Source organism: Chryseobacterium proteolyticum (genome assembly GCF_046591535.1).
Taxonomy (GTDB): domain Bacteria; phylum Bacteroidota; class Bacteroidia; order Flavobacteriales; family Weeksellaceae; genus Chryseobacterium; species Chryseobacterium proteolyticum.
Window position 1 is genome coordinate 997,413 of the sequence record NZ_JBJLWK010000001.1, and the last position, 14,931, is coordinate 1,012,343.

The following is a 14,931-nucleotide window of genomic DNA, read 5'->3' on the forward strand; positions in this document are numbered from 1 at the left end:
TTTTTATTTTTACAGACTTTCTTATCCTTTCTTAATTGTTATCCTAAAAGTAGTCCCCTTGCCCAATTCTGTCTGTGAAATCTTTATGTCACCGTTATGGTATTCCTGCACTACCCTTTTTGCAAGCGACAATCCTAATCCCCAACCCCGCTTCTTTGTTGAATAGCCCGGTTTAAACGCATTTCTTGCCTGCTGCTTTGTCATCCCGCTACCCGTATCTTTCACTTCTACCAGGATATTTTTATTTCTTTCAAATACGGACATTTGCAAAGATCCTTCCCCTTTCATAGCATCTACGGCATTTTTCACCAGATTTTCAATAACCCAGCTCATCAGGATCTTATTATGCGGAACCAGAATAGTATATGTCGGTAGCTGCAGGGTAAAACTTATCTTACTTGAAATCCTGGATTTTAAATATTCATAATTCTCCTGAATCATCTGATTAAAATTCATATCATTAAGCTCCGGCACAGATCCGATTTTTGAAAATCGTTCAGAAATGGTTCTCAGTCTCTCAATATCCTTTTCTATCTCTTCAATTCCTTCAGAATCCGGATTTTCCAGTTTCATAATCTCCATCCATCCGATCATGGATGAAAGCGGAGTTCCGATCTGGTGTGCGGTTTCCTTCGCCAGACCTGCCCATACATACCCTTCATCCGTTTTTTTAATCGTCCTCAGAAACCAGAATGAAAATAACAGGTAGGATAGGATAAATAGCCCTAAGAAATAAGGATAGTACCGCAAATTGTTAAGCAATGAAGAGTTATCATAAAATACAAACTGCTTATCACCGTTTGCCACTTCAATCTCAAATGGAGCATAATTATTTTCCATTTTTGAGATTAGCTTTTTTAGTTCTCCGGGATTTTCAAGAATTTCTTTGGCAATATTTCTTGAACTCCCCTCAAATATAAAAGGTTCTTTATTTTCATTCGTCAAAATTGATGGAATCTGATCATTCTCCGTTAATATCGCAAACAAAAGCTCCTGGGTCTCAGAACTTTTCTGCTTATTGTCCTGAAGAATCTTTATCGCAGTAGCGAAAACCTTAATTCTTTCAGCCTCTTTTTCCCTTAAATTTTTAATGAGAATATTAGATGAAACAATCAAAGCAATAACAATCACGGTAAGTAACGTAAATACAAACCAGTTATTGATTCTCGATAAAAACGGATGATTCTTCATACCTTTTTTATTTTAAAATATTCAGAATTTTCTGTAATTCCGTATTTCCGCTTCCCTGATAATTATTGATGATAATGGAGAATACATATTTTTTTCCATCCTTTGCCGTTTGATATCCCGCAAAAGATTTTGTATCCCTCATAGTTCCGCTTTTCATTTTCATCCCGTTTTCCTGCGTTGGGAATCCGTCATAATAGGCATCAAACCATGGTTGCTTTTTAGCATACAAAAGAGCCTGTACCTCCGCTTTTGCCGATACATAGTTCTGAGGAGAAAGCCCGCTACCGTCTGCAAAATTGATCATATTCGGATTAATCCCGTTGGATTTCCAGAACTCTTTAAGATAGGCAACTCCGCTTTTAAAGCTTGAATTTCCCTTTTTCTCTTTCCCCAGCGTCTTAATAAGAGTTTCTCCATATAGATTAATACTCTTCCTTAGAAACCAGTATATAATCTTATCTAACGTCGGTGATTGATACGTAAGAAATATATTTTTCTTAGAAACTTCCAATATCTGTTTTCCTTCAATTTCGAGTTGGGAATTCGTAATAACCTTCCCTGAAAAGCTAATTCCGGCTTCCTTAAGCCACTGTTTTACTTCTACTCCCAATTGTAAAGGAGGATTTGGAGTTGATCCTGAAACAGTAACCGTTTTACCGGCAGGTAAAGTTCCGTTAATCAATGCCACATCCGAGTGTGGTGCCGTGAAAATAAGGCTCTGATCCGAACTTCCACCGGCTTTCAGGTCATTTAACCATTGAACTCCTTCCAGCGGATAGGAAAAGCTTTTAAAAGTAGTGCCGTTGATGTTGATATCAAACTGGTTCTCTCTCCAGTTGATCCCCCAAACTCCGGCGCCGTAATAATTCCCCAGATCGTCCCAGGGCCAGCCTCCGGGAATCGTCTGATGGTCAAAATATGAATCATCGATCACCAGGTCTCCATTAACCTTTGCAATTCCCTGCGTTTTGATTGCTTCGATAAGCTTTTTCTTAAAATTTTCAGGTTTGTATGCTTCGTATCTCCAGCTTCCCAGAGTAGGATCACCATTAGAGCTGATCAACAGGTTTCCGTTAAGAACATCTTTTGAAATCGTACCCGAATAACCGGCTGTTGTTTTAAAAGTATAATTTTTCCCTAAGGTTTCCAATGCTGCCCCAGCCGTAAATATTTTCTGCGTGGAAGCAGTCGAAAGTCCTTTATTTCCCTGATAATCGTAAATCAAACGCCCGTTTTCATCGGTTACATAAAACGATAAACTGGATGCTACTCCTCCTGAAGAATTCATAAGATCCTTTGTAGCATCGTCTAATTTTTGAGCGATATCCTGAGCAAAAACTATTTGTGTAGATAATATAAGAACACCAAGTGTTTTTTTTCATTGCATCATTGTTATGGTGATTGATTATTTCGCAACTTATGTTGACTATATCATTGCTGAATAGTCCATTCTTTATTCAAATATAAAAAAAGATAGTGGGATCAGATTAATGAGCTTCCTGCCTCAATTTCATAGGGTGCCTTTCCCTTCTCAAAAATCCTTGTCAGTTCGCTTCCTTCAACCGTTATATTTCCACCAATTCTCCTGATCCAGTTTCCTTCACGCAACCCGATTACCTTTAAGTCATTTTGGGTTAGAAATTCAAGAATTCTGGTTTCCCGGGTTTCGCCGTTATGTTTTAATTCCGGATTTGGATCCAGATAGTGAGGGTTCAGATTAAAAGGGACTAAGCCCATACAATCAAAACTTGGAGGATAAACGATAGGCATATCATTCGTTGTTTTCATATTTTGTCCTCCGATATTGCTTCCCGCGCTGCATCCTAAATAAGGCTTACCTTGTTCTATATTATTCTTTAAAACCGACATCAGATTTTCCTCATGTAAAGTTTTAACCAATAAAAATGTATTTCCACCTCCTGTAAAATATCCTTTCGCATTATGTAAGGCAGCGGCTTTATCGTCAAATTCATGCAGGCCTTTTACTTTAATACCTATTGTTTCAAAAAAAGAACGGGCTTTTGCCGTATAATCGTCATGGGATATCCCTCCAGGCCTTGCATAAGGAACAAAGATGATTTCATCAACACCCTTATATAATTGTATTAATTCTTCTCTTAAATATTCCAGGTATTCGCCACCGAAAATGGTTGATGTCGAAGCTAATATGATATTCATACAATGAAATTATTGTGGTTATAAAACTAGTTGAAGTACAAAGATAACTGAAACCACAACGAATCAAAAATTAAGCTAAAAAAAAATAGCTGTATCCGTTAATATTTTCTAAAAAAACTTAAAGCCTCTAAAATTTAGCCATTTATGGAATTATTATTGAATTTCAAAATGTAGAATTATAAAATATAAGATTATGAAAATCGTTAAAATTAATATCAAAAATCTATTTTTAGGTTTATTATTTGTAGGAGGAATGAGTTTGGTTAATGCACAGGTAGATAGCACCAAAACAACAGCCAATACAGCTGCAACAACTCAAGCTGGAGATTCCAGTATTGAGGGTCTTAAAAAACAAATTGAAGCCAATCCAAAGGATACAGAATCGTTAGCTAAATTAGCTGCAGCTTACCAGGATGCTTCAGATTGGACCAATGCAGTGGCAACCTGGAAAAAGATATCTGTTTTATTACCCGATTGGGCTCCGGCATATTACAGCCAGGCTTATGCATATCAGGCTGCTAAAGATGATGCCAATGCTAAAATTGCTTATGAAAAGTATATAGCAACTGTAAAGCCTGAGGAAGTAGAGCAAAACAAGAAAAACCTTGCGTATGCTTATTTCTATCTGGCCTTTTCAGAACAGCAGAGCGACCGTAATAAAGCAAAAGAACATATAGCTAAGTCGTTACAGTATGACCCTACCAATCAGGATGCTTTAAAACTTAGCAAAACCTTAAATTCATAAAAAATAAAATCCGGAAAATTTTCCGGATTTTTTATTTCTGTATTTTATTTGATCATTTTACCGAAGAAATCGGTTTCTCCTTTTAGATGTCTTATAATTTTATCAATGTTTCGGTCAATACTTGCCTCGGTTTTAAGGTTATTGATATAACGAACCAATTCCAGCTTTCTTGAAGGAATTAAACTTTCAAAATTACGCAGGGTAACGGAATCTTCCCTGATCGCCTGGTCAAGTTTAGGATGAATAACAATACTCCTGTCCGAGCTATCATATTCTATTGAAACTTCTATTATCTCACCAATTCTTTTGGGAGAATTCTTTAACATGACAAGATTTACATACAATCTCCATTCTCCGAGATACTTCATTAAATTCTGCTTATATTCCACACCATTCACTGTTCCTTTCACAGGAATAGGACTCTTTTCTCTTCCTGAAACTTCAAAAATTGTTTTTAATATTTCTTCAGGAATGAAAACAAAAGGATTAATTCCTATAATTTCAAGCCGTGCTGTAAACAGATTATTTTCCATATATGACAAATTTAGAAAATAGTTTAATAGGATAAAATAGTAGACAATCAATAGATATCCGACAGACTATTTATGTTTTCCAACCTCCAACCTCTAACCTCTAACCTTTAATATCTACCTTCCAGTCTCAAACCAACAAAACAGCAACTAAGTTTTCCACTCACAAAGTATTCCTTATCTTTGCAGGAATAAATCTATGTAACAAAATGAAATTTTTTATTGACACTGCTAATTTAGAGCAAATTAAGGAAGCTAAAGATCTTGGAATTTTAGATGGTGTAACCACTAACCCTTCATTAATGGCTAAAGAAGGTATCCAGGGAGCTGAAGCAATCAAGAACCACTACAAAACGATCTGTGAAATTGTAGATGGTGATATTTCTGCAGAAGTACTTTCTACAACATATGAGGAAATGATCAAAGAAGGAGATGAATTGGCAGCAATCCATCCAAACATTGTGGTAAAAATTCCGATGATTAAAGATGGTATCAAAGCATTAAAATATTTTTCGGACAAAGGAATCAAGACGAACTGTACATTGATTTTCTCTCCGGGACAGGCTCTTTTAGCAGCAAAAGCAGGAGCAACTTATGTTTCTCCATTCCTGGGAAGACTAGATGATATTTCTACGGACGGGCTTAACCTTATCCAGGAGATTCGTTTGATTTTTGACAACTATATGTACGAAACTGAGATTTTGGCAGCATCTATCCGTCATTCTATGCACATTATCGATTGTGCTAAAATCGGTGCTGACGTGATCACTTCGCCACTGGCTCCGATCTTAAGCCTGTTAAAGCACCCGCTTACAGACAGTGGATTAGCTCAGTTTATTGCAGATTCTCAGAAATTGGCTTAACAACTTAACCATATTGCATAAAAAATCCCGAAATGAATTCGGGATTTTTTATTTTATTTATAAAGATCAGGCTCTATTTTATTATTGTTATTTTTCATTTCTTCTCTCGCCCTTTTCTCTATATTCCTGTACATTTCATTCATATCAATGTCTTTCCCATCCTTATTTTTCATTCTTACGACAGCTCCGGCCGGAAGTGTGCTCATTGTTTGCTTCATGTCCTTTGTGGGATCTGCCTGATAATCTTTCCAAGCTTTTTTAAACTGTTTTTTTGTTACTTCGATATCTTTGCCCCCCAAACCGATCATAGTTACTCCCGGCATTTGTATGTCTTCGTCCTGGCTTATGTTTGTCTTTTTATTTCCAATTAAAGTCATTATATGCGAACCTGTTTTGTCTTCGAGCTTCACAATTAAACCGGGCAATCCATAGAATTTATAAGGTCCGTCCTGAAAAGGGATATCGGTACTAAACCAGGCAGTCCATTCTCTGCCTCCATAGGTTGTTGTTGCTTTTTGGGTGTTATACTCTCCTATTTTTTGTTTTTCAGAAAGAATCTTCCATTCAGGTTTTTGATCTTCTGCTATTTTATAGATTGTGTTCCCTATTTTTTCTGAAAGTACAACCTTATAGTCGGGGTATGTTTTGGTAACGCTTGTAGCGATCACACCCGGTTTCATATTTTTTTTTGATATTAATACTTTCTCCAAAACCGCCTTTCATTTGCTTTGCGATATCCGCTTTTGTTGTAGAGTCGGAGACAAATTTTTCACGGCTGTAATATTTTGAGCCATTTTTATCAATATCCAGGAGCATTACATCACTTTTTATATCCGCTCTGTTGGTGGAATCAGAGATATATTTATAATCATAATAAAACCTGTTTGCCTGGGCATGAGTAAGTATACTCAAAAGTAAAAAAAGTAAAATATTATTTTTCATAGGTTATTGAGACATAAAAAAGCTTTGCCAATTCTGGATTGACAAAGCCAATTGGAACTTTATTATTTTGTCTGAATTCTTATCTCTCCTGAAGGATCTCCGTCTTTTGTGCGTTTATTCACATTCATACTTTTAATATCCTTTGGATTAATAGCATCAAATTCTTTTCTGGTGACCTCTACTCCGTTAATGTATAATTTCATGTTACCGTAATTATTAGCGGATCCGTTTACTCTTGGAACTGTAAAAGTATTTACATCTTTAAAATTAGAGTTCAGCCTTACTGTCACCGGATTATCCGAATCGCTAAAACTGGATGTATACACATAAACTCTTCTATTGTTGCCATCCAATGCTCTTCTTTCTGCATCCAGCTTCATTCTTTCTGCATCAAGTTTAGCTCTTTTTTCGTTAAGCCTGGCACGCTTTCTATCGAGTTTCGCTCGTTTCGCAGCCGTTTCCATAGCTCCTTTTGCATTCTCGGAAGCCTTGGCAAGTTCTGCTGCATCCCATTTCATATCCTTAATTTCACTGAACTTTAAAGCTTTCATTCGAGGAGCTGTCGGAGGAACCGGAGGCGTTGGCATATCCTGGAAATCGAAATTAATTTCAGGTATTTCAGGAATCTCAACGTTCATATTCTTGAGCTCTTTCACTTTATTCTTCCATTCATCGGATTTGAAAAAGTCATTAATTCTTTTAATTTCATTTCCATTAATGGTATAAGCCATTCTGAAATCATCGGAACTTGTAATTTTTCCCATTTCAGCTGACAGATCATTAAGCTCATCTACATTCTTCTGGAACTCTTTACTTTCCGGCTTAAGGCTTTTCAGAGCCATACTTTTTTCCTGGATTTTCTTTCCAAGATCTTTTAATTTCTCTGTTTCTTTTTTTTCTTAGCAGCTTTTGTTGTGAATCATCAATTTTACCGATCTTGGCAGGAATGGTGTCTTTTGTGATGGAAGTTACATTCTGAATTTTGGCTTCAGGCTGTTCTTCCATTTTGGATACTGCTTCCCGGATCGCTATGTTGGTTTCTTTGATTTCTTTATTCTTCGCATTTACCATATAGGCAAAAGCTACTGTAAATAAAACCGGTAATGCAAAAATCCTTCGCGCATACCCGAATTTGGTTTTGGGTTTTTGTAACATTTTTAGACGTTTTTTTTAGATTTGAACTTAAAAACGGACTGGTTGCAGGTAACTGTGTTCCGGAAAAGTGACTTGCTAAAAGCATCTGCGCAAATGCTTTTGTGTCCGATTGTTTGACGGCTTTTTTATCAGCCAGGTATTCATGAATAAGACCGAGTTCTTTTTTCATCATATAAAAGAACGGATTGAACCAGAAGACTGAAGTAATCACTTCGATAAAAATTTTATCAAAGGAATGCTTCTGTTCAATATGTACCATCTCATGCTTTAAGATCTGTTTCCCAATATCAGAATTCAACTGTATTGAATTCTTCCAGAATAGATTTTTAAAGTATGAAAACGGTGCTTCAGTAAGGTTTGTATGGTAAAAATTTATACCATCAAAACTCTCTTTTTGAAATTTCTTTTTAAGCTGTTGGATCCTGATGATCCCATAGATAAACCTTCCTAAAAAATAGAAAGAAACCAGTCCCAAAGCTGAAAAAATAATTCTAAAATAAATGTGGTCATTGCTTATGTTTTTATGTGAATTAAAATTCTGTAATTTATTGAGCAACAAATACACCTCATTATTCACTTCTATAGTAAAATCATCAACCCTCATAAGAGGTAATAACAATGAAAGTAATATAGCCGATAACAGATAGAATCTGTTATAATGATGAAATGTCTTGTCCTTTAAAGACAACTGATAATACAAAAATGTTACACCAGAACATACAATTACTTTCCCAAAGTATAGAAGTAGAGTTTCCATATCAGTTTTTCTTTTTGAGTTCGTTGAGCAGCATTTCAAGATCTTCTACCGTCATTTCATTTTTTTCTACCAAAAAAGAGACTGCACTTTTATAAGATCCTTTGAAATAATTTTTCACAAGACTTTTCATCGTCTTTCCCGAATACTGTTCCTTTGTGATCAGTGCAAAATATTCATGCTGTCTGCCATAAACATTATAATCAACAAATTCCTTATCCTTTAGTACTTTTAGAATAGTTGAAACAGTATTTGTGTGAGGTTTGGGTTCAGGAAACAAATCAAGAATATCCTTGAGGAATCCTTTTTCAATTTTCCATAAATACTGCATTACCTGTTCTTCTGCTTTTGTTAAAGTCTGAATTATCATATCCTGTTCATTTATCTTGAATGATATATCATCGCTAAATTCTATATCACTATTAAATTAGTTATACAAATGTAGAAATAAATTACATTCAAACAACTATTTTTTTAGTGATAAACAGAATAAGCACATAACTAATTGATATTCAATATAATATTTTTTATTAAAATATGTTAAATTTATAAGTAGTAATCAAATTCCACTGAATTATCAATAGAAAATTCTTTAATTACAATATAAATTCTTAAAACTTGTTAATTTTTATTAAATAAAATTAAAATGAATATGTTTAAACTGGGAAAATATATTTATTTTAGTGCTTTAAAAATTTCTCATGAAAAGATATAATTTACTGATTGTACTATTACTACTTATTTTTAACATTACTAATGCTCAAAAGAAAGGTTCGCCTGCTGCAGATTTCAGCGCTTTAAAGGAAGCAAAAACTAAAATTGAAAATACAGTTCCTGCGGTTATCGGACATTTACAAGCGATCGCTACCAAAGAAGGAGACAATAATATTCTTACCAACGGAAAAGCAGCACTGGGAAAAGAATATGGTATTTTAGAATCTGAATGGTACTTATACAGAGGAAATATGAACAACTGCATTTTAAATAATTCTTCAAAGAAAGCTAAAAAGTGCATGGAATACCACACCCAATACCTGAGAAATACGCTTATCAACTATAAAAACTATATTACTTACCTCACAAAAAAGAATGGATATCTTGGAGTAGAAGGTGATACTAAAATTGATTTTAATCCTAGTGAAATCACTACAAAATTAAATGACGCTTATTTTAACGGTGGTGATGCCTCCAACAGAATGAAAGGAAATCAAAAGAAAGAATTTCTGGGTCAGACAATGGCAGATGATCTTAAATTAAAACCTTATGCTGAACTAGCACAATAATATAATCCCGCTTTATGCGGGATTTTTTAACATAAAAAAAGAGAATCACAAAGTGATTCTCTTTTGCTTTAGTAGCGGGAACCGGACTCGAACCGATGACCTTCGGGTTATGAGCCCGACGAGCTACCTACTGCTCCATCCCGCGATATTGGATTGCAAATGTACGACTTTTTTTTTAAAATTCCTAATTTTTCTTTTAAATAAAGGAGTTTTATAAAAACTATACATTTATTTGTATCTTTGTTTTATGGCAAAAATATTAAAAATTTACCCTGACAATCCTCAGGAAAATCTTATTAATGAGGTGGTTAAAACCTTGAATAATGGTGGATTAATTATTTATCCTTCTGATACTATTTATGCATTGGGTTGTAATATTTTTGACATCAAAGCCATGGAAAAACTGGCTCAGATCAAAAAAATGAAGCTGGAAAAAGCCCAGTTTTCAATTATTTGTAACGACCTCAGTCACCTTTCGGATTTTACAAGACCCATTGATACTTCCGTATTTCGATTTTTAAAAAGCCACCTTCCCGGACCTTTTACATTTATTCTGGATGCCAACAAAAGTGTTCCTCTGGCTTATAAAGGACATAAAACAATCGGTATCCGTGTTCCAGACCACTCCATTCCTCAGCTGATTGTTGAAAAATTGGGACATCCGATTGCTTCTACCTCTATCAGGGATGAAGATGAAGTGATCGAATACTCTACCGATCCGGAACTCATCGCTGAAAAATATGATCATCTGGTGGATATTGTTATAGATTCAGGATACGGAGACAATGTAGCTTCTACTATTGTAGATCTTACTTCCGGAGAACCTGAAGTAATCAGACAGGGAAAAGGGATTATATAACTTTTCTAAATAGAAGTTAGAAATTAGAGGTTAGAGGTTAGAGGTTAGAGGTTAGGAAGAAACTAAAAATGGGATATATTTCCGGATTTCCCCAATAACGATTATTATCCAACATTAAATATATATTGTTTATTATATACCTCTCACTGAGGTTCTTATTATATTATTTTATGAAAATCATTACATCACCGGCTAAATTAATGAACGTAGAAAATTCAACTGACCTGTTGAGATCCACTACCCCGAAATTCATTGAAGAGGCAGAATTTATACAATCATTTTTAAAACATAAATCACCTAAGTATCTTTCCGAACTCATGGAGATCTCTCCTAAGCTGGCAGATGAAAACTGGGAAAGAAATCAAAACTGGAAAGCAAATCCAAAGCCTAAAGAATCTGCACCGGCTATGTTTGCGTTCACCGGAGAAGTATACAGAGGGCTGGATGCCAAAACCCTGGATAAAAGTGCCGTGGATTATCTGCAGAAAAATTACAGAATGCTTTCAGGTCTTTATGGCTTGTTAAAACCTTCTGATAAAGTCATGTTGTACCGACTTGAAATGGGCCGTCATTTTGAATTTGATCAATACAAAAATCTATATGAGTTCTGGAGAGAGAAAATTACAGATCAGCTGAACTCAGAAATGAAGAAAAATGAGATTCTGCTTCAACTGGCAAGTAATGAATACGGAAAGGTAATTGACTGGAAAAAACTGAACCATAAAATAATTGATTTCGATTTTTATGAATTAAAGGACGGAAAATTAAAAACGATTGTTGTGTATACCAAACACGCCAGAGGTCTTGTTGTAAGATTCTGTGCTGAAACCAATGCCCAAACGCTGGACGATGTTAAAGCCTTTAATTATGAAGGTTATATGATCGACGAAGAAAAATCTACAGATACCAAATTGGTTTTTACAAGATAAATGACAATTTCAGAATTTAAAATCTATTTCAAAAAAGAGCTGAGTGATCTGTATACAGCATCTGAAAGTGCTTTCCTGTTTTCTGTTTTTGTTGAAAAATTAATCGGATTTGATCAGTTCCAGCAAAGACGGTTTTCTCATCAGGAGTTGCTATCTGATGATGAAAAGGAGCTTCAGAAAATAACCGCAGAGCTAAAAACCGGTAAACCTTACCAACATATCCTAGGTGAAACGGAATTTTATGGGATGACATTTTTTGTGAACGAAAATGTTTTAATACCACGCCCAGAAACAGAAGAACTGCTTGAGATAGCCATTGATACAATCCAAAGGTCGTTTTCTGAACAGAAAGATCTCAAGATTCTTGATATTGGTACAGGAAGCGGAGTTATTCCTTTGGTTCTTAAAAAACATTTTCCGGATGCCGATGTTTCATCTATAGATTTTTCAGAAGCAGCTTTAGAAACAGCAAGAAGAAATGCTGTTTTTCATGGGCTGGATGTTCGTTTTATGTATGGTGACTATCTGAATTTTAAGCTTACTGAAAATTATGATGTCATTATTTCCAATCCTCCTTACATCGGGATTGAAGAAGAAGTTGAAATTGAATACTCTGTGAAAGGATTTGAACCACAAATGGCACTCTTCTCTCCTACTTCTGATGCTTTGATCTTTTACAGGAAAATCGCTGAAGACTCGAAAAAGAACCTGAACGGAAACGGATTGTTATTTTTAGAAATTAATCAAAAATTAGGGGCAGAAACCCTGGAGCTTTATTCTTTCTTTTCGGAGGCTCATCTTGTAAAAGATTTGTCTGGAAATGACAGGTTTATAACGGGAAAAAGATAGGATTCCGTTATTTTCGGTTTTAAGTTCTGTATCTTTAGCTCAAATTTCAAATAACCATGCCACATTTTATCATAGATTGCTCAGAAAATATTTTAGATCAGAAATCTCCCGGTGAAATAATGAATGCAGTTTACGAGACTGCAGAAAACTCCGGACTTTTTGCAAAAGGAGACATCAAAGTGAGATTAACGCCTTTTAAATATTATAAGATGGATGATGGAAAGGAAAGCTTTATCCATATTTTCGGAAATATTATGGGAGGAAGAACTATAGAACAAAAGGCCAGCTTATCCAGACAAATAATAGAACGACTGAACCTGATGTTTCCGGATATACCTATTCTGTCTATCAATATACAGGAGTTTGAAGCAGCGACTTATTGCAATAAATCTTTAATCAACCCTGAAAATATGAATAAGGACAGACATTTTCCTGGTCACTGATATTTTTTAAACGAAACAATATTTAGCATAATACTTGTTTCCTTTACACATCAATAAGCAAACTTTTACGTCAAAAATTAAATAATCATGGAACTTAAAGCTCACCAGGTCAATGGTATCAAAGTAGCGGAAGTGATTTCCGACAACCACGTGATAAAATCAGCACAGGACGGTATCGATCTATTAGGTAACGCCTACTATCAGGGGTTTGATAAGGTGATTATCTATGAGAAAAATATAACCCCGGAATTCTTTGACCTCAAGACTAAAATTGCCGGCGATATTCTCCAGAAGTTCTCCAATTACAGAATGGGATTAGCCATTATAGGAGATTTTAGTCAATATGAAAGTAAAAGTATGAAAGATTTTATTTTTGAAAGCAATAAAACCAGGCATATTAATTTTGTTGAAACGTTGAAAGAGGCTTTGGAGAAGTTTTCAAAGTAGTATATTCTTTATTCTGAAAAAAATCTATCGCATCGGCAATTGCTTTATCTACGGACTGGTATTCCAGGTTTAATTGTTCTATTGACTTGCAGTTGGTATAATAATTATCTATTCTCAAAGCTTTCATGTTGGGTGAGCTTAGATTCGTCTTTACATTCAGTGATCTTAGTAAATCCCCTGCTACTCCTAAAAGTATCAGGATGAAATCCGGAAGTGGAAGCAATAAAGGGTTTTGGCGGGTAATCATATTTACTTTTTTAAAGAAGTCTTTATACTTTAAATTCTCATGGGCCAAAAGGTAACGCTCTCCGTTTTTTCCCCTATCGATGGCATTAACGATTCCACAGGCAACATCCTCCACATGAACAAAATTCTTTCCTCCGGATGGGTAAAAAACCAGATTTTTCTTCCATACCCAATAAATAATTTTCCCCGAGCTGGGCTTCCAGTCATAAGGCCCAATCATAAACGTCGGATTTAGAATAACAACTTCAGTGGTTTTGTTGTTTCGTAAAAGAAAATCCTCAGTTTCTGATTTACTTCGGGCATAATAAGATTTTGTGAAGGGATATTTTTGACCGGAGCTTTCATGACCTAATTCGTCAAGATTCCCATATCCCATCGTATTCGCAGTACTTACAAATAAGAACTTTCTAACCCCGGCTTCAACTGACTGTGAAAACAAATGAACCACGGCATCATAATTTGTTTTTCTGTATTCCCCATAGGAAAGCAGATCCTGCCCAGTTTCAGCAGCAATATGAATGACGAAATCCACCAGTTTAAGATGCGAGGAAACATCAGAAAACAAGCTTCCCTCAACTAACCGGAGGTTTTCATCTTCCTGACCATAATAGCGACTTTTCTGCCGCACCAAAGCAATAACAAAATAACCATCTCTTAATAATTTTTTAACAACATGAGTTCCTAAAAGCCCGGTACTACCGGTAACAAAAACTTTTTTCATGCTTCTATTTCTTTTTTTATTGCGTTCGTCATCAAAGGTAATTTAATCCAGATGGGCAATATCTTCATTACCAGCCAACTTATAGGATTAACCATGATGACAGAATCTCTTTTGAATAGCTGGTTGACACATCGTGCAGCCACCTTATTAGGATCAAGCAAAGTCAGTTTTCCTAAAAAACCCTGTTTTTCAATTCTTTCGCAGACATCTTTATTGGTTTTCATTGCTCCCGGATTCACAACACTCACAAAAACGTTGGTATCTTTTAGTTCCTCATGTAATCCCCTGGAAAAGGAATGGATAAATGTTTTGGAGGCGGGATAAACCGTTTTAAAACCAATCGGTGAAAATGCAGCCATACTGGAAACATTTAAAATATAAGCTTTGGGTTGTTTCAAAAGATTAGGCAACAGCTGATGGGTCATTAAAGAAGTAGCCATAACATTGACCTGTAATATCGTATTGATATAATCAGGCGTAGCATCCACAAATTTTCGGGTTCCTCCCAGACCGGCATTATTAATTAAAATGTAGATATTAAAAGACATGTTCAGCTTCTCTGTTATGTACATTACATTTTCATTTAGTGAAAGATCAATTTCATAATAATGTGTTTTTACATCATAGGTTTTTGCTATTTTTTCACTTAAAGAAGCCACATTCTGACCAGGCAGACTGATAAGAATAACATTGATCTTCTTTTTAGCCAGATGCTCGACAAACGCCTTGCCTAATCCCTGACTTGCTCCCGTTACAACAGCAAATGATTCTTTAGTATCCATGATAAAAATTATGG

At 35.3% G+C, this 14,931-nt stretch carries 20 protein-coding genes and 1 tRNA gene; 8 read left to right on the forward strand and 13 right to left on the reverse strand.

Features of this window, described 5'->3' with window-relative positions; genetic code table 11:
• Nucleotides 1-21 precede the first annotated feature (21 nt).
• From ACJ5H0_RS04620 to pepE, 3 genes are all read right to left on the reverse strand, one after another.
• Entirely contained in the window at nucleotides 22-1,191 is a 1,170-nt protein-coding gene (locus tag ACJ5H0_RS04620) for a sensor histidine kinase (RefSeq protein WP_411247654.1), read from the reverse strand.
• Nucleotides 1,192-1,198: 7 nt separating this feature from the next.
• Nucleotides 1,199-2,479 carry a D-alanyl-D-alanine carboxypeptidase/D-alanyl-D-alanine endopeptidase gene (gene dacB / locus ACJ5H0_RS04625; RefSeq protein WP_411247656.1) on the reverse strand — a complete coding sequence of 427 codons (1,281 nt, stop codon included), beginning with the start codon at nucleotides 2,477-2,479 and terminating at the stop codon, nucleotides 1,199-1,201.
• A gap of 194 nt (nucleotides 2,480-2,673) precedes the next feature.
• Nucleotides 2,674-3,369 (reverse strand): dipeptidase PepE, encoded by a 696-nt coding sequence (gene pepE, locus ACJ5H0_RS04630; protein WP_411247658.1) that lies wholly within the window; start codon nucleotides 3,367-3,369, stop codon nucleotides 2,674-2,676.
• Between the two features lie 193 nt (nucleotides 3,370-3,562).
• Here pepE and ACJ5H0_RS04635 point away from each other — a divergent pair, with 193 nt between their 5' ends.
• Nucleotides 3,563-4,114: a tetratricopeptide repeat protein gene (locus ACJ5H0_RS04635; protein WP_306612601.1), complete on the forward strand. Its 552-nt coding sequence runs from the start codon at nucleotides 3,563-3,565 to the stop codon at nucleotides 4,112-4,114.
• A gap of 44 nt (nucleotides 4,115-4,158) precedes the next feature.
• Here the strand turns inward: ACJ5H0_RS04635 and ACJ5H0_RS04640 are convergent, their stop codons facing one another.
• The gene (locus ACJ5H0_RS04640; protein WP_411247661.1) at nucleotides 4,159-4,647 is read right to left on the reverse strand and encodes a DUF1905 domain-containing protein; all 489 of its coding nucleotides are present in this window, start codon (nucleotides 4,645-4,647) and stop codon (nucleotides 4,159-4,161) included.
• A 206-nt stretch (nucleotides 4,648-4,853) separates the two neighbouring features.
• Here ACJ5H0_RS04640 and fsa point away from each other — a divergent pair, with 206 nt between their 5' ends.
• Nucleotides 4,854-5,507 (forward strand): fructose-6-phosphate aldolase, encoded by a 654-nt coding sequence (fsa, locus tag ACJ5H0_RS04645; protein ID WP_172278659.1) that lies wholly within the window; start codon nucleotides 4,854-4,856, stop codon nucleotides 5,505-5,507.
• A gap of 53 nt (nucleotides 5,508-5,560) precedes the next feature.
• On the opposite strand, the gene ACJ5H0_RS04650 is transcribed toward fsa, so the two are convergent.
• From ACJ5H0_RS04650 to ACJ5H0_RS04675, 6 genes are all read right to left on the reverse strand, one after another.
• Nucleotides 5,561-6,187 (reverse strand): GLPGLI family protein, encoded by a 627-nt coding sequence (locus tag ACJ5H0_RS04650; protein ID WP_411247664.1) that lies wholly within the window; start codon nucleotides 6,185-6,187, stop codon nucleotides 5,561-5,563.
• A complete protein-coding gene (locus ACJ5H0_RS04655; protein WP_411247666.1) occupies nucleotides 6,135-6,449 on the reverse strand; it encodes a hypothetical protein in 315 nt (104 codons plus the stop codon). Before ACJ5H0_RS04655 ends, ACJ5H0_RS04650 begins: the two co-directional genes overlap by 53 nt.
• A 62-nt stretch (nucleotides 6,450-6,511) precedes the next feature.
• Nucleotides 6,512-7,291 (reverse strand): hypothetical protein, encoded by a 780-nt coding sequence (locus ACJ5H0_RS04660; protein ID WP_411247669.1) that lies wholly within the window; start codon nucleotides 7,289-7,291, stop codon nucleotides 6,512-6,514.
• Nucleotides 7,272-7,520: a hypothetical protein gene (locus ACJ5H0_RS04665; RefSeq protein ID WP_411247671.1), complete on the reverse strand. Its 249-nt coding sequence runs from the start codon at nucleotides 7,518-7,520 to the stop codon at nucleotides 7,272-7,274. Before ACJ5H0_RS04665 ends, ACJ5H0_RS04660 begins: the two co-directional genes overlap by 20 nt.
• Entirely contained in the window at nucleotides 7,501-8,361 is an 861-nt protein-coding gene (locus ACJ5H0_RS04670; RefSeq protein ID WP_411247673.1) for a M56 family metallopeptidase, read from the reverse strand. Before ACJ5H0_RS04670 ends, ACJ5H0_RS04665 begins: the two co-directional genes overlap by 20 nt.
• A gap of 1 nt (nucleotide 8,362) precedes the next feature.
• Nucleotides 8,363-8,728: a BlaI/MecI/CopY family transcriptional regulator gene (locus ACJ5H0_RS04675; RefSeq protein WP_172278665.1), complete on the reverse strand. Its 366-nt coding sequence runs from the start codon at nucleotides 8,726-8,728 to the stop codon at nucleotides 8,363-8,365.
• 331 nt (nucleotides 8,729-9,059) lie between these two features.
• On the opposite strand from ACJ5H0_RS04675, the gene ACJ5H0_RS04680 reads away from it, so the two are divergent.
• Nucleotides 9,060-9,641 carry a hypothetical protein gene (locus ACJ5H0_RS04680; protein ID WP_172278667.1) on the forward strand — a complete coding sequence of 194 codons (582 nt, stop codon included), beginning with the start codon at nucleotides 9,060-9,062 and terminating at the stop codon, nucleotides 9,639-9,641.
• 72 nt (nucleotides 9,642-9,713) lie between these two features.
• Here the strand turns inward: ACJ5H0_RS04680 and ACJ5H0_RS04685 are convergent.
• Nucleotides 9,714-9,786: transfer RNA gene (locus ACJ5H0_RS04685), tRNA-Met, on the reverse strand.
• 102 nt (nucleotides 9,787-9,888) lie between these two features.
• Here ACJ5H0_RS04685 and ACJ5H0_RS04690 point away from each other — a divergent pair.
• From ACJ5H0_RS04690 to ACJ5H0_RS04710, 5 genes are all read left to right on the forward strand, one after another.
• A complete protein-coding gene (locus tag ACJ5H0_RS04690; protein WP_172278669.1) occupies nucleotides 9,889-10,500 on the forward strand; it encodes an L-threonylcarbamoyladenylate synthase in 612 nt (203 codons plus the stop codon).
• A gap of 170 nt (nucleotides 10,501-10,670) precedes the next feature.
• Nucleotides 10,671-11,429, forward strand: coding sequence for a peroxide stress protein YaaA (gene yaaA / locus ACJ5H0_RS04695; protein ID WP_411247675.1), 759 nt, complete (start codon nucleotides 10,671-10,673; stop codon nucleotides 11,427-11,429).
• Nucleotides 11,430-12,278, forward strand: coding sequence for a peptide chain release factor N(5)-glutamine methyltransferase (gene prmC, locus ACJ5H0_RS04700; protein WP_411247677.1), 849 nt, complete (start codon nucleotides 11,430-11,432; stop codon nucleotides 12,276-12,278).
• Nucleotides 12,279-12,334: 56 nt separating this feature from the next.
• Nucleotides 12,335-12,721, forward strand: coding sequence for a 5-carboxymethyl-2-hydroxymuconate Delta-isomerase (locus ACJ5H0_RS04705; protein WP_411247679.1), 387 nt, complete (start codon nucleotides 12,335-12,337; stop codon nucleotides 12,719-12,721).
• Between the two features lie 87 nt (nucleotides 12,722-12,808).
• Nucleotides 12,809-13,168, forward strand: coding sequence for a DUF4180 domain-containing protein (locus ACJ5H0_RS04710; protein WP_411247681.1), 360 nt, complete (start codon nucleotides 12,809-12,811; stop codon nucleotides 13,166-13,168).
• On the opposite strand, the gene ACJ5H0_RS04715 is transcribed toward ACJ5H0_RS04710, so the two are convergent.
• Both ACJ5H0_RS04715 and ACJ5H0_RS04720 read right to left on the reverse strand, forming a co-directional pair.
• Nucleotides 13,119-14,135, reverse strand: coding sequence for an NAD-dependent epimerase/dehydratase family protein (locus tag ACJ5H0_RS04715; protein ID WP_411247683.1), 1,017 nt, complete (start codon nucleotides 14,133-14,135; stop codon nucleotides 13,119-13,121). The two genes, ACJ5H0_RS04710 and ACJ5H0_RS04715, sit on opposite strands and share 50 nt — an antisense overlap.
• Nucleotides 14,132-14,917 (reverse strand): SDR family NAD(P)-dependent oxidoreductase, encoded by a 786-nt coding sequence (locus ACJ5H0_RS04720; RefSeq protein WP_411247685.1) that lies wholly within the window; start codon nucleotides 14,915-14,917, stop codon nucleotides 14,132-14,134. Before ACJ5H0_RS04720 ends, ACJ5H0_RS04715 begins: the two co-directional genes overlap by 4 nt.
• Nucleotides 14,918-14,931: the final 14 nt, after the last annotated feature.